Origin of the sequence: Limnohabitans lacus, from assembly GCF_030053395.1 — a bacterium.
Classification (GTDB): Bacteria; Pseudomonadota; Gammaproteobacteria; order Burkholderiales; family Burkholderiaceae_C; genus Limnohabitans_A; species Limnohabitans_A lacus.
Map to the genome: position 1 here is coordinate 156,864 of NZ_JASGBH010000009.1, position 14,785 is coordinate 171,648.

General features: G+C 58.9%; 13 protein-coding genes. 12 read left to right on the forward strand and 1 reads right to left on the reverse strand.

Annotation, left to right across the window (positions count from 1 at the left end):
- Positions 1–204: 204 nt before the first annotated feature.
- The 7 genes from QLQ16_RS12960 (at position 205) to QLQ16_RS12990 (ending at position 5,136) form a co-directional block, all read left to right on the forward strand.
- The gene (locus QLQ16_RS12960) at positions 205–927 is read left to right on the forward strand and encodes a hypothetical protein (RefSeq protein ID WP_283225074.1); all 723 of its coding nucleotides are present in this window, start codon (positions 205–207) and stop codon (positions 925–927) included.
- Positions 917–1,636, forward strand: coding sequence for a hypothetical protein (locus QLQ16_RS12965; protein ID WP_283225075.1), 720 nt, complete (start codon positions 917–919; stop codon positions 1,634–1,636). Before QLQ16_RS12960 ends, QLQ16_RS12965 begins: the two co-directional genes overlap by 11 nt.
- Positions 1,629–2,237, forward strand: coding sequence for a 2OG-Fe(II) oxygenase (locus QLQ16_RS12970; RefSeq protein WP_283225076.1), 609 nt, complete (start codon positions 1,629–1,631; stop codon positions 2,235–2,237). The genes QLQ16_RS12965 and QLQ16_RS12970 overlap by 8 nt, the downstream gene beginning before the upstream one ends.
- The gene (locus tag QLQ16_RS12975; protein WP_283225077.1) at positions 2,234–3,592 is read left to right on the forward strand and encodes a radical SAM/SPASM domain-containing protein; all 1,359 of its coding nucleotides are present in this window, start codon (positions 2,234–2,236) and stop codon (positions 3,590–3,592) included. The genes QLQ16_RS12970 and QLQ16_RS12975 overlap by 4 nt, the downstream gene beginning before the upstream one ends.
- A gap of 97 nt (positions 3,593–3,689) precedes the next feature.
- Positions 3,690–4,073, forward strand: a complete 384-nt coding sequence (locus QLQ16_RS12980) for a hypothetical protein (RefSeq protein ID WP_283225078.1) — start codon at positions 3,690–3,692, stop codon at positions 4,071–4,073.
- Positions 4,070–4,552 carry a glycoside hydrolase family 73 protein gene (locus QLQ16_RS12985; protein ID WP_283225079.1) on the forward strand — a complete coding sequence of 161 codons (483 nt, stop codon included), beginning with the start codon at positions 4,070–4,072 and terminating at the stop codon, positions 4,550–4,552. Before QLQ16_RS12980 ends, QLQ16_RS12985 begins: the two co-directional genes overlap by 4 nt.
- The gene (locus tag QLQ16_RS12990) at positions 4,549–5,136 is read left to right on the forward strand and encodes a hypothetical protein (protein ID WP_283225080.1); all 588 of its coding nucleotides are present in this window, start codon (positions 4,549–4,551) and stop codon (positions 5,134–5,136) included. Before QLQ16_RS12985 ends, QLQ16_RS12990 begins: the two co-directional genes overlap by 4 nt.
- Here QLQ16_RS12990 and QLQ16_RS12995 read toward each other — a convergent pair.
- Positions 5,128–5,469, reverse strand: coding sequence for a helix-turn-helix domain-containing protein (locus tag QLQ16_RS12995; RefSeq protein WP_283225081.1), 342 nt, complete (start codon positions 5,467–5,469; stop codon positions 5,128–5,130). The two genes, QLQ16_RS12990 and QLQ16_RS12995, sit on opposite strands and share 9 nt — an antisense overlap.
- Before the next feature lie 491 nt (positions 5,470–5,960).
- Between QLQ16_RS12995 and QLQ16_RS13000 the strand changes: the two genes are divergently transcribed.
- The 5 genes from QLQ16_RS13000 to QLQ16_RS13020 form a co-directional block, all read left to right on the forward strand.
- The gene (locus tag QLQ16_RS13000) at positions 5,961–6,272 is read left to right on the forward strand and encodes a hypothetical protein (RefSeq protein WP_283225082.1); all 312 of its coding nucleotides are present in this window, start codon (positions 5,961–5,963) and stop codon (positions 6,270–6,272) included.
- 87 nt (positions 6,273–6,359) lie between these two features.
- A complete protein-coding gene (locus tag QLQ16_RS13005; RefSeq protein ID WP_283225092.1) occupies positions 6,360–7,580 on the forward strand; it encodes a TolC family protein in 1,221 nt (406 codons plus the stop codon).
- A gap of 19 nt (positions 7,581–7,599) precedes the next feature.
- On the forward strand, positions 7,600–9,759 hold the full coding sequence (locus QLQ16_RS13010; protein ID WP_283225083.1) for an ATP-binding cassette domain-containing protein: 2,160 nt from the start codon (positions 7,600–7,602) through the stop codon (positions 9,757–9,759).
- The gene (locus QLQ16_RS13015) at positions 9,756–10,904 is read left to right on the forward strand and encodes a beta-barrel domain-containing protein (protein WP_283225084.1); all 1,149 of its coding nucleotides are present in this window, start codon (positions 9,756–9,758) and stop codon (positions 10,902–10,904) included. The genes QLQ16_RS13010 and QLQ16_RS13015 overlap by 4 nt, the downstream gene beginning before the upstream one ends.
- Positions 10,905–11,016: 112 nt before the next feature.
- A partial coding sequence (locus QLQ16_RS13020) for a beta strand repeat-containing protein (RefSeq protein ID WP_283225085.1) occupies positions 11,017–14,785 on the forward strand: 3,769 nt, incomplete at its 3' end.

Below are 14,785 nucleotides of genomic sequence, written 5' to 3' on the forward strand. Positions count from 1 at the left end.
CTGGCCGTGGAGGTTCTGGCTGAAGCGGATCGACTCACTTGGCGGCTGTGGGAGCCATTGGAGACGCTCAGGCCAAACCGTCCGGTCGGCCAGGTGACCCAAAAACAGTATCGGGTCCATCCTTCGGGCGTCTCAATTCCCAAAGCGCATTCATTGCCCAGACGCGGCCAGCCCAGTCCCTATATCGTGCCAGTCAGACTGGACATGCCATCCGGCCACACCGAGACCATTGATGGTGTTCCGTGGGGCCTGGTCGATGAAATCTCCCTGGACCCACAGGCCATGCGTGCCAAGCCCCGCATGTATGGCGAGCACCTGGGTGATTGGGCCGCTTGGATGTTTGTGTTGTGTACAGATACTTGGCGCTTCATGGCACCCTTCAACCGCCATGTGCTCACCCGCAGCAGCCGGGTAGACAGCGAGGGCTTTACAGCCTTGTCCTTGCCGCTCACCAAGGCGCGTCAGACGCATTTGGTTGCCGGGTCATGCCTGGTGCCATGGCATGAATCGCCGCTCAGCGCTCAGATGGTGCTGCGCATCAACGCTCACCCCGGCGGACCACTTTGGACCAACCTTCAAGTGGATGAGCAGGTGACTTATGCCAAGCCAAGCGAGGCTCTGGCCGGGCATGCCCACACCATCACCCGGCTGCATGAACACATGCCCAAGCTCACCGTGCAAGCTCCGGCAGTGGTGTCTCCTGAACAGTGGGTGGAGTTGGAAATACGGGCTTCAGAGCCTGCCGATGCCTGGCTGCATGTGCACGCCGTCTCGAGTTATGTCCCACACCAGCGCGTTCGCATGCGAGCAGGTTTCGCCCAAGTGCGGGCACTGGCCCTGGGCCTGCGTGCCGGAGAAAACCTGCACCTTCAATTTGGATTAGGGGCCGTCACCGCACTGGCCCAAGGAGTGATTCATGTCATTTGACGCATCAGCGCACGCCCCGCCACCCATCATGGCGGTGGCCACACAAGCCAACCCGTATCCGTTCGCGTCAGCCGATGCATCAGAAAACCACCCAACGTCACTCCAACGTTGGGTTTTTTCTTTGTGGCCTAGCACCGTGTACGTCCAGCCGTCGGGCTTGCCGCCGGAACGGCTTGAGCAACTGGCGGAGGCTGTCTTGCGGGAAGACGCCGAGCATCGCTGGGGTCCCGAGGCCTGGCAGTGCCGCAGCCACGACTTGCTGCAGGGGGGCGTATCCCCAGCGGATGGTCTGCATGACATGTTGGCGGTGGTCCGTGAGCACCTGCAAACCATCTGGGGCACATACCGCTACCGGCTGAGCGCACACATCATGCGCTGTCAGCCGGGATTTCATGTGGCTGAGCACATCGCCAGTTCGCGTGCTGGGCTCAACACGGTGCTGTTTTTGCAAGCGGACTACCCAACGACCGATAGCCCCAATGTACGGACGCCGGGTTGTATGGTCATTGGCAATCCGGCCAAACGCGTCAATGAAAACCTGCTGCCCTGGGAAACACCGGTGCATTTCCCGATCACGCCCCAGCCGGGGCTGATTGTGACCATGCCCCTGTGCACGCCGCATGGCTACTTTCCTCTGCGCACGCAGACGCGCGACACCCTGGCCATCGAGTTTCATTCGGTGGCAGAACCGGAGGCTGCTCATGCTTGACGCCCGAAGTCCCGTTTCATTTGCCGATGGCGTTCTGGATCCGGGCGTAACGCAGGAGCTCGTCGATTGGCTGCAGCACCTTCAGTACCGTTACTACCGCATCACCAACAAAAACGAGCCAGAGCCATTTCCGATCTGGCACTGTGAATTATTGGGCCGGGACTGGCCCATCAACCAAGCTTCAGACTACAGCTGCACGCCGCAATTCCTGCAGGATCAAACCAGCGTGCTCTCTGAAGTTTGGCGGCCATGCATGCGGGCGCTGCAACTGCCTGTCATGACCCAGTGCCATGGCCTCTACGCCAATGCCAACACCCATGGCAACGAAGGCAATGTCCACATCGACAGCCAGCACCCGCTGGACAGAACCCTGTTGATCTACGGTGTGCGGCAGTGGCAAGCGGGGTGGGGTGGGGAAACAGTGTTCTACGACCAGGAGGATCGCCTGCTGGGCTCGGTCATGCCCGCGCCCGCTCGGGTGGTGTTCTTTGCTGGGCACATCCGCCATGGCGTCAATCCCATTTCCCGTGCCTGCCGTGATCTGCGGCCGGTCCTGGTATTCAAAACGCGGCTGCAGGAGCCGCAAAAGGCACTTTCATGAAATTCCAGATTCACGCCTTGCGCCAAGACGGCCAGAAAGTCTTGCTGCACTACGACAACCAGTTGTCAACGCTGACCTGGCAGGACGGCACACCCGTGGTGCCTGTTCAGCCCGGCAGTTTCCGAGATGCCACGGTGGTCTCGGTCAACCAACCCGGCCGCAAAGGCCAGGTACGCGTCCTCAAGATCAGCCTGGGGCTGTCCTGCAACTACGAATGCAGTTACTGCAACCAGCGCTTTGTGCCGGATTCGGATGCGAGCAACCCGGATGACATCGAGCCGTTCATCAGTCAACTGACCGATGCGCTTCTTGAACCACCCGAGCGCATCGAGTTCTGGGGCGGGGAGCCCCTGGTGTACTGGAAGACCCTCCAGCCGCTGGCTGAACGTTTGCGTGGTTTGTATCCGGATACTCAGTTCAGCGTCATCACCAATGGCAGCTTGCTCGACGCGGATAAGAACGAGTGGTTCGACCGCATGGGGTTTTCTGTGGGCTTGTCGCACGACGGTCCAGGCCAGTCGACCCGTGGCCCCGATCCATTGAGCGACCCTGAGAAATTCGCCGACATCATGGACCTGTATGCCCGCTTGCATTCTCAGGGCCGTATCAGCATCAACGCCATGGTCCATGCTGGCAACCAAAGTCGGGCGCAGATTCAGGCCTGGTTGCAGCAGCGGTTTGGCCAGGACGTGAACATCGGGGAGGGTGCTTTCATTGATCCCTACGACGAAGGCGGATTGGCGGCAACCTTGCAAACCCAGCAGGACCATGTGCGGTTCAGGGCCTTGGCCTACAAAGAACTGCGCCAGGGCCTGGCTTCGCGCATGTCGGTGGCGCAGCAGCGCATCATGGACTTTGTGCAGTCCATCCGCACGGCACGCCCAGCATCCTCGCTGGGTCAAAAGTGCGGCATGGACAAGCCGAACAATCTGGCGGTGGACCTGCACGGCAATGTGCTCACCTGTCAGAACGTCAGCGCAGCAGCCACTGCGCCCAATGGGCAGCCCCACCACATTGGCCATTTGTCGAATCTGCAGGCGGTCAAGATGCGCAGCGCTACGCACTGGAGCCACAGGCCCGATTGCCCCAGTTGCCCGGTGCTGCAACTGTGTAAGGGCTCATGCATGTTTTTGCAAGGGCACCTCTGGGATGCGGGTTGTGACGCAGCCTACTCGGACAACGTGCCGTTTTTGGCTGCGGCCATCGAGTATCTGACGGGTTGCATTCCGTATTACATCGGCGGTGACTTCCGTGACGATCGCAAAGACATCTTTGGGCAGGTCCATGGTGTCCCCGAACAAAGTGCCAGACGTGTGATTCCGATTCTGGCCTACGACCGAACTGTCGCAGCCTGAGTCAAAGCACCATTCGTTCGACAGCCAATTCAACATTCAACCCAACACACACCCGCCTGGCTTCGGTAAGCGCGGGTTTTTTACTTTGGAGAAACGTATGCCCGAACCGACAAGCTCAGGCGTGGCAGGGGCGGCCGTCGCCTACAAGGCCTTTGGGGGCACCGCTGCGGCGGTGGCCAGTGGGGCCACTTTGGCCGCTGTGGTGGTCATGCTCATGACGCCGCCGCGCGACAAACGCGAATGGGCCGTGGGGCTCATCAGCACTGTGGTCTCCAGCATTGGGGGCGGTGCCATCACGGTGGAGCATTTCCATTTGCACCACTGGGCGTTTTCTACGGTAGGCCTGTGCGCCCTGGGCGGGCTCATGTTCGCCTGCGGTTTGCCCGGCTGGGCCATGGTGCGCTGGGTGTTTAACTTCATCGGCCAGCGCCGCGATGCCTCCATCGACCAGGTGGCCAAGGACGTGAAGGAGATGCTGTGAAACCGCAAGACTTCATCGCGCTCATTGGTCCTGCCGCACAAGCCAGCCGCTTGCAGACTGGCATCCCCGCCAGCTTCGTGGTGGCTCAAGCCGCTCTGGAGTCCGGCTGGGGCGAGTCGGGCCTGGCCAAGCGGGCCAAGAACCTCTTTGGCATCAAGGCCGATCGCAGCTGGACGGGCCAGCGCATCACGCTCAACACCCGAGAGTTTCTGAACCAGAAGTGGGTGGTGATACCGGCAGATTGGCGCGCTTACCCCGATTGGCCGGCCTGTTTGGTGGACCATGGGCAGTTTCTGCGCCGTAACAAACGCTACGCCGCTTGTTTCGCTTGCACCACAGGCAAAACCTTCGCCCAAGCCGTGGCCAAGGCGGGCTATGCCACCGATCCGCGCTATGCGGACAAGTTGATCGCCATGATCGACAAATACCAGCTTGAAGCGCTGGACCCACCGCTGAACCTATCACCGGAGGCCACATGAGTGCGTGGCTATTACCTTGGCTTGGCGCCTTGCCCCTGCGATGGATCGTCTCAAGCCTGCTGGCTGCGGGCCTGTTTGGGGCTGGCTATCAGCTAGGGCGGCAGGGTGTGCAGCAGGCCTGGGATGCAGAGCGATTGCAGCAAAGAACCGCCGCCTTGCAGCAATCCCTGCAGGTGGCCCAGGTCCAAACCCAGCAAGAACAGATCAACCAACGCATATCCACAGACCATGACACCCACAAAACCCAACTTCAGCGCCTGTGGCAACCTCCAAAGGCTTCTGCCGTTCCAGTGGTTGTTACGCCTGATTCGCCCAATTCGCAGTCTGTGCCTGTTGACCTGCGCACTGACGCTGACCGCCTGCGCGACTCAACCAGCCCCAGCAATCTCGGCACCGTGCCCGCCCATGTCCAGCCTGCCACCGGTGTTGATGCAGCCGCCGCCCACGCTGTATCTGATCCCGCCAGCGCTCAGATCCCCGTGAGCTGCGAACAATTGGCAAGTGATGCGGCGCAGGCCACGCTCATGGTCTTGTCATTCCAGCGCTGGTACACCGAGCATGTTCAACTGACTGGGTCAAGATGAAACATGCATCAACCGCAGTGTGTCGCCAAGTGCAGCCCATTGCTCATCCTTCAGCTTGCTTGCTTTCAAAATCAGATCTGCCAATCGATCGTCTTCACAATACAAATAAGCGAGGGGCACATTCAAAATTACAGCGATTAATTGAGCCGTTTTAACTGGTGGCTCATGGATGCCGTTCTCGTAACGGCTGATGCGAGCGCTGGCTGTGTGCTCATCAAGACCGATTAAAACACCTAATTTGTCCTGTGCAAGGCCCTGCCGTCGCCTCGCAGCTTTCAACCGTCGTCCGAATACGTGGTGGTTATTTAAAGAGTGAGTTACAGATGCGTGCACTCTTCGAATATCGAAGATTTACGTAAACCTGTCTCTACGAATTTCGTAGCTCAAGGCCACTGCAGGATCTGATTGATGTAATCGCACAGCATAGCTAGTGCGACTGTTTTACGCCCAATATTTCCCACTGCACCCTGTCTGATGCGAATGCATTAAACAGCCATCACCTTGCTACGCACAGACGGTGCTTTAACGACCTTCCCTGCAAATGATTGACCAGGACTGTCGGTTTTTTATGTAAATTCTACGTATTTCGTAGAATTGACCGGCAAAAAACAATGATTTTTCAAATTTTTAATATTTTCCTTCAATTTATTAATTCAATTTTACTAAATTAATACAGGAAATTAATTCCCTTATTTTGCAATTTTTTGAAATTTTGATGTGTAAAAACCAATTAAATACGTCTAATTATGACTAAGGGATTGAACAGTAGTTCGCAAAATATATTGACAAGTCTGATTGAGCTGAATCAATGGGAATGGTTCAACGTGCCCATCCTCAACTCAGTCATCGGAAGGCATGTTTATTTCAGCATTGCCACAGAACTGCTAAACAAGTCCGAACAAGGCCCCGCTCGCTCGCTCAAACAGGTGCTCAACCACCCGGGTTACACCGAAAGGGCCATTCGACTCAAGCTCCGCGAAATGGAGCACATGGGCTTCATCACCAGCGTCTACAGCCATGCCGACAAGCGCGTTCGCTTTTTGGTGCCAACCCCCAAATTGGTCGAACTGATCGAAAACCACGCACGGTTTTATCAAAGTTTGTTAGACAAAAAATTCATTGTTCTGGAGAAGTAATTGCATCTACCTATCAATCTCCAAAAACCACTGTTTGTGCTCACTTTGATGTGCACGGCTGTGACGCACGCTCAACAGGCCGATCCTATGGCGGCAAATCCACGCAACTACCGACACTACCTGGGCATCGTTGTTCAACAGCACCCTAGCGTGCTAGCCGCACAAAACCAGATCGAATCTGCCCGTCAAGACGTTGAAGGGGCCAAATGGCAGTTCATGCCTACACCCTCTATTGGCGCCGAAAAAAGCAACAAATCAGCAGACGGTTTCACCGACAGACGCACCACCTTTGCACGCTTGCAGCAACCCCTGTGGACAGGTGGTCGGCTAACTGCGCAACTGGACAAAGCCCAAGCACAAGAAACCATCGCCAGCCTCACCCTGGCTGAGCAACGCCTCACACTCGCACAGCGCTGGCTGCAGCTGTGGGCCGAAACGCAAGCGGCTGAACTCAAAGTACAAGCCTATGCAGACAGCGAAGAGCAGCACCGCAAATACGTCCAGCAAGTGCAAAACCGTGCCAAAGAAGGTCAAGCTCCGCGCAGCGACACGCAACTCTCACTCACGCGTTTGGCCGCCGTCCAGGCTGAACTCGAACAAGCAAATGCCCAAAAACGCCAAGCCATCAGCCGGCTTGAACAAATGTACGGTGGGCCACTGCCCGTCAGCGCCATCCGCTGGACAGCCTCTTTGCCCAATCAAATAAGCACCAATGGCACGCTCCTGCGCCCAGTCAGTGATTGGATAACGCAGATTCAAGACCAGCATCCCAGCTTGCAAAAAGCGGCCGCTGTCACGCGCACCGTCCAAGCCGACGTAGAGATCAGCAAAGCCAAAACCTACCCCGAGCTCTATCTCCGTGGCGAAATCCTAGATGGCGACGTGAGCAAACACAACCGGCAAATTTACGTCGGCATGACATCCAGCTTCGGTGCGGGCTTGTCCAACTTGTCCACCATTGCCGCAGCCCAAGCCAAGCTCGATGCCCAAGCACACGAAACCGAAACACGACGCCGCGACATTGCTGAACAGGTGCAGGCCGACGTGCAAAGCCTCGAATCACAAACACAGAGACTGCAATACCTCGAACAAGCCTACGCCAGCGCTCAGGAATACCTGCAAGCCTCTGAACGGCAATTTGCCGCTGGCCGCAAAAGCTGGCAAGAACTCATGAACACCGCCCGCGAAAAAGCGCAAACCCTGGCCCAACTGGCCGACGCCAAAAGCCTGCATTGGCTAGCACAACAACGCTTGAACCTGCTCTCAATGGGTGTTGACACCTACCTGAACGGCAACGCCAACCCCTGACCGAGCCCGCACCTCACTCATGAAAAAAATCAAAATCCCTCTGCCCGATCTGGCCTCGTTGCACACCACCCTCATGCGGTTGGCCCAGCTGCGCCGCGAACCCGTCGATGCTCTGGCATTGCAAGCCACACTGCGTCACCTGCCCGAATCGCATGACCAACTTCCCCAGTTGCTCGGCACCTTGGCGCAACAAAACCATTGGCCCAAACCCCAATGGGGCGCGCAACCCGATGCAGGCCGATTGCCCTGCTTGGTCGTTGGCCCAGAAGGGCAACTCGGCATCGTCACCGCCCGCAACCCTGAAGGCCTCTGGGCCACCAGCTGGTGGCTACCCGAGCCCCGCCAATTTGCCGAACAAGCCGAACCCAGTTTTGCCCCGGGGCATGCCTTTGTCCGCATGCGCATGACGGCCCCCTTCGTCGCCAGCCAAAGCCCCAGCCTGCAACTCGTCTGGGCCGAAATCCGTTCCCAAAAACGTCTCTTGCTTGACATCGCAGCCGGCACCATTGCCATCAGCTTGCTCGCGCTGGCCACCTCGTTTTATTCCATGCAGGTCTACGACCGCGTGGTCCCTACCCAAGCCACAGCCACCCTGTGGGTCCTCACACTCGGTGTGCTCCTTTCGGTTTTGTTTGAGACCGCAGGCAAATGGCTGCGCGCCCAACAAATCCACCACCTCACCGACGCCGTCGACCAAAACCTGGCCCGCTCCGTCTATGGACGCTTCCTCTCGGTCCGGCTCGACCAAATGCCCCCCAGCGTCGGCGCCACCTCATCGCGCCTGCGCAGCTACGAAAGCATCCGTGCCTTTTTGGTCAGCGTCAGCACCCAAGCCATGGTCGACATCCCCTTGGCTTTGCTCACCCTCGGCGTGCTGGCCCTCATCGGGGGCTGGTTGGCACTCATACCCGGCATCTTCTTGGCGCTCGGCCTGCTCATCGGCTTCATGTTCCATAACCGCATGGACCAACTCGCCAAACTCGCCACCCCCGCACAACACCAAAAAATTGGCCTGCTTGTCGAAAGCATCGAAGGCGCAGAAACCATCAAATCAGGGCAGGGCGGCTGGCGCATGCTCTCCAAATGGCTCGACCTCACCGACGAATCACGCCAACACGAACAAAGCATGCGCCAACTCACCGAAATGCAGCAATTTCTGGTGGCCATGTTCCAGCAAGGAGCCTACGTGGCACTGGTTGCCGCGGGCGCCCTCATCGTCGGGCAAGCCGACTTCACCATGGGTGCACTCATCGCCTGCTCCATCCTCAGTGGTCGCATCCTGGCCCCCATCGCCACCATCCCCGCGCTCATCATGCAATGGGCGCAAACCCGTGTCTCGGTGCAAGACCTCGACCGCCTCTGGGCCTTGCAACTCGACCACCCCCCCGGCACCGAACCCATCGTGCTCGACACCCTGCGCGGCCAATATGAACTCACTGACATCCAAATGAGCTACGGCGGCACCGCCGCCCTCAACATCAAACAACTGCGCATCCGCGCAGGCGAACGCGTGGCCGTGCTCGGCGGCATCGGCAGCGGTAAAACCAGCCTACTGCGCCTGCTCTCGGGCATGTACAAAGCCGGGCAGGGCAGGGCACTGCTCGACGGCATCGACCTCGAACAAATCGCCAAAGCCAGCCTGGCCCACCAAATGGGCTTCGTCCCGCAAGACGGCCGCCTTTTTGCCGGCACCCTGCGCGACAACCTCGTGCTCGGCATGAACGACCCCGGCGACGATGCGCTGTTGCAAGCTGCCCGCCAAACCGGCCTGTTTGAAACCGTCATCGCTGCACACCCCAAAGGCCTCGCCCGCGAAATCTCCGAAGGCGGCCAAGGGCTCTCAGGCGGGCAGCGGCAACTGGTGCACATCACCCGTGCACTGCTGCGCCAACCCCGCATCTGGTTGCTCGACGAACCCACCGCCTCTATGGACGGCCAACTCGAAAAGCAAGTCATCCAAACCCTGCACAACAGCCTGACTCAAAACCCCACCAGCACCCTTGTGCTTGTCACGCACAAGCCTCAACTGCTCAGCCTCGTGCAACGCGTCATCGTCATGGCCAACCAGCAAATCGTGCTTGATGGCCCACGCGATCAAATTTTGCAGCAACTGCAAAGCATGGCCACACAGGCAGGCCAACCCACCAACCCCACGGCCTCCGCAGGCCCCAAAGCATGAGCCATTCAAACTCACCCCAACGCCATATGGGCCTCTACCTGCTCCTCATCCTAGTGTCATTTGTGGCCTGGGCCGCATGGTTCGACATCGACCAAATCGTCCGCGCCCAAGGCCAAATCATCCCGCAAGACAAAACCCAAGTCATCCAAGCCGCTGACGGCGGCGTCATCACAGAACTGCGCGTCAGCGAAGGCGAAATTGTCCAAAAGGGCCAAGTCTTGGCCGTGCTCGAAAGTGATCGGGCCCGCGCCGGCGTCGACGAAATCAGCAACCGCATCGCCGGACTGCACATCAGCCGCTTGCGCGCACAAGCCGAAGCCACAGGCAAAGCCCCCAATTTTGGTGTTTTCAGCCGCACACACGCCGACCTCGTGCTCTCGCAACGCGAGCTGTACCTGCAAAACCAAGTCGCCCTGGTCAAAGAAACCGAAGCCCTCTCGGAACAAACCCGCCTGGCCCAAACCGAGCTCGACCTCATGAAACGGCTATACGACAAAGACGACATCAGCTACGTGGAACTCATGCGCACCCAGCGCGGCGTGGTCGATGCACGGCAAAAACTGCAAACCGTGCAAGAAAAATACAAATCCGATGCCCGCCGCGAGCTGGCCAAAATCGAAGAAGAAATCACCAGTCAACGCAGCAAACTGCAAGAGCGCCAAAGCGTGCTCGACCACACCGAAATCCAGGCCTCACTCGACGGCGTCGTCAAATCCTTGCGCATCAACACCCTGGGCGGCGTGTTGCGCAGCGGTGACGAACTCATGCAAATTTCGCCCACCAGCGGCGGCTACATCGTCGAAGCCAAAGTCAACCCCGCCGACATCGGGCAACTGCAAGTGGGCCTGCCCGTCACCGTGCGGCTTGATGCGTTCGACTACAGCATCTACGGCAGCCTGAGCGGCAAGCTCACCTACCTCAGCGCCGACACCCTCACCGAACAAGGCAGCGACGGCCGCAGCCAAATCTACTACCGCGCCAAAGTCGAAATTCACAGCATCCCGACCACGGGGCGCATCCAGCCCTCAGACGTCAAACCCGGCATGACCGCCTCGCTCGACATCCTCACCGGCCAACGCAGCGTGCTCACCTTCATCACCAAACCCATTGTGCGAGCTTTAAGCGGTGCTTTAGGTCAAAAGTAAATATTTGTAATTCATTTAATGCGGAAAAATTTTCCCGAAACCTTCAGTTCACTGTTCATTACAAAAGTTCCCGCAAGCATCATTGCACTAAATCTTTCTACAGGAGTCTTCCATGTCCATCAAACTCATCAAAAAAATCATCAGCGTAGAAGCCAAAGTCAAACACACACCTATTGGCACGATCAAGAAAAAAACCGAAGCTGACCCAGATCGCATGCAGTCCGATTTAGCCAGCCAAGAATCCACCGAAGCAGTAGAGCAAATGGCCGCCACCTTGCCCACTGACGAGCTGGCCTCCACCTCGGCACGCACCGACAGTGCTGACCTGCAAGCCAACTCCGAAACGTTGTTGCCTCAATCCATGGCCGGCGAAATGTCTTTCGCCGAAGTGCAGCAACTCACCACTTTACCAACGACGGACAACACCAGTCCACTTCATGGCACTCAATGGGCGCAAGCCACATCCGAGACCAAAACCGATGCGGGTGCAACAGCCGTCACCACGACAGACACTGCTGCGGCATTCCTCGCATTCGCCTCTGTGGCCGTTGTGGGGGGTGTCCTGTCGGGCAGCAACTCCGCAGCACAACCTGATATCTCGCGCACAGTCACAGGCCAGTTGATGGCCGGCCCAGTGGTCGCCAACCACGGCCTCAAAGTCCAACTGTTCCAAGCCGACGGCACCACAGCGCTCGGTGATCCAGTGGATGTGGGTGATGACGGCAAGTTCACCGCAGTGGTCAAAAACTACACCGGCGTGGTCATCGCCAAAATCATCCTCGACAGCGATGGCAACGCCGACTACACCGACGAAGCGCTGGGTGCAGGCAAAGACCTCAATGCCGTCCTCATGGCCGCAGGCGAGCTCACCGCTAGCTCCACCAGCATCACGCTCAACATCAACCCGCTCACCACCGTCGCGGTCGTCAAAATGGGGACCAACCCCACAGCCGCCAAAGTGGCCGAAACCAACACCCAAGTGGGCACAGCCTTTGGCCTGACCAACCTGACCGGCACCACCGTGGTGCCCGCAGTCGCAGGCAGCGACTACAACTCGGCTGATGGCCTGAGCCAAGGCGAACTGTACGGCGCCGTTTTGGCGGCCATGTCGGGCAAAGACCGCGAAAACAGCGACCAAACCCAAACCACCATCGACCAATTTGCCGCAGGCATCAGCGGCGCCACATTGGGCGCAAGCGCCCAAGTCGTCTTGCTCCAAGGTGCAACTGCGGCAGACGCCCAAGCTCCGGGCGAACTGCGCACTGCGTTGGTCAACCAACTGGCTCCTGCTGCCACCTTGCCCGATGACATTTCTGGTCTGGCTGTGGCGAATTTGACGCCGTTGGTCATTGCCAAACTCAACACTGAGCAATTGGATTCATTGACGCCCACTCAAATTGCTGACCTGGCTGCCCTCAACCCCTCGCCATTGGGTGTCTTGGATGCAGCAGGTATTGCGGCTCTGGGCGACGACATCACAGGTCTGAGCGCAGCGCAGCTGGCCACATTGACCGACACCCAACTGGGCGGTCTGACCCCTGCACAGATCGCGGCCTTGGCCGCGGCAGGTGACTTGGCCAGCCTGTCGGCCACGCAAATTGCGGCTCTTGGCGACGACATCACAGGCCTGAGCGCAGCGCAATTGGCCACATTGACCGACACCCAACTGGGCGGCTTGACCCCCGCGCAAATCGCGGCCTTGGCCGCGGCAGGTGACTTGGCCAGCCTGTCGGCCACGCAAATTGCGGCTCTTGGCGACGACATCACAGGCCTGAGCGCAGCGCAATTGGCCACATTGACCGACACCCAACTGGGCGGCCTGACCCCCGCACAAATCGCGGCCTTGGCCACGGCAGGCGACCTTACCAGCCTGTCGGCCACGCAAATTGCGGCTTTGGGCGACGACATCACAGGTCTGAGCGCAGCGCAGCTGGCCACATTGACCGACACCCAACTGGGCGGCTTGACCCCCGCACAAATCGCGGCCTTGGCCGCAGCAGGTGACTTGGCCAGCCTGTCGGCCACGCAAATCGCGGCGTTGGGTAACGACGTCACAGCCCTCACAGCAGCGCATGTGGCGGCCCTGACCGATACCCAACTCGGTGGCCTGACGCCAGCCCAAATCGCCGCCTTGGCCGAAGCGGGCGACCTCGCCAGCCTGTCGGCCACGCAAATCGCGGCGCTGGGCACGGACATTACAGGCCTGAGCGCAGCGCAAGTGGCTGCTCTGAGCGCTACGCAACTGGGCGGATTGACCACTGCGCAAATCGCAGCCTTGGCCAGTGCCAACCCCAGCTTGCTCACCGCCATGGACGCAACAGACATTGCTGCTCTTGGCACCGACATCACGGCGCTCACGGGTACTCAAGTGGCCGCACTGACCCCCACACAAGTTGGGGGCCTCACTGCTGACCAAATCAACGCCCTCAACACAGCAGGTCTGCTCGACAATCTCACTTCAGCACTGTCCACCGCTCAAATCAGCGGCACTGCACCCGCAAGCTTGGGCTTCACGGCTGTGGACACTGCAGACGAACGTGCCATGTTCAACGCGGCTGTGGACGCACAAGCGGCTGGCAACATCAACCTGACCGACCTGGCCGCTGCCGTCAGCAAAATCGGTGCATTGGCCGACGGCACAGACAACAACGCTGCCCAGCCCACGCAAGCCGAATACGCCGCAATGGGCATTACCGTCATCGACAGCGCTGCCAAAGCCGCGCTTTTGGGTGACGTGCTCGACGTCAAAGCCGCAGCAGACGCCAACGAGCTGGCCGAAATTCAGACTCTGGCCACCGCTTCTAGTGTCGTGGCGGCATACACGGGCAGCAACACCGTGCCCACCAACGCACAGCTCAACGCCTTGATGGGCACCAGTTTTGTCAACGACACCAACCGTACGGCATTCTTGGGCCACCTGGCCACGCAAAACAACGACGGCTCGCCGGTCACCCTGACGCAGTTGCTGGCCATCCGCAACGAGTTTGCGCCATCGGTCAGCAGCTTCACCGTGGCCGATGCCGTGGGCACCACCACCACCGGCAAGAGCAATGACACGCTCACCTTCACCGTCACCATGTCCGAGGCTGTCACCAGCACTGCGGGCCTGACCGCGGTGTTCACCGTGAACGGCGTTGATGTCACAGCCATCCGTGCAGCCGTCACGGCCACAGATACGCTGGTCTTCACCGCCACTGCACCCGCAGGCAATGGCACGGCCATCACACTCAAGAGCTTGGTGGCCGACAGCGGCAACATCGTCAACGCCAACAACGTGACGCTCACCGCCCCCACGGCCAATGCCATCGCGCAGACCAGTTCTTACCGCGTTGACAACACTGAACCCGTTGTCACAGCCAGCTACAACGTCAACGAAAACACATTGACCGATGTCGCGTCCAAGAGCATCAACCTTCAGGCAACCGACACCAACGGCCCGCTGACTTGGAACACCGTCTTGAGCGGCACTGACAGCAGCAAGTTCACCTTGTCCTCTGCTGGTGTGCTCACCTTCAATGGCGTGACTAACTTTGAAGCTAAAGACGACAGCGGTGCCAATGGCGTCTATGACATCACTGCCACCGTGACCGATGCTGCAGGCAACAGCAAGGCCCAAGCCATCTCCATCAACCTGCAGAACGTCAACGAAGCACCGACAGTAGCCAACGCCATCGCTGACCAGTCCTTCACTGTCGGCGGCTCTGTGGACACCTTCCAGTTCAATACCAACGTCTTCGCAGACGTCGATGCCAACCCCGCCCTAACGTACACAGCTAGCCTTGTTGGTGGCGGTGCGCTGCCCGCATGGCTGACATTCGATGCAGGGACCCGCACCTTCAGCGGCAACCCCACCGGCGCAGGCACCACCAGCGTGCGCGTCA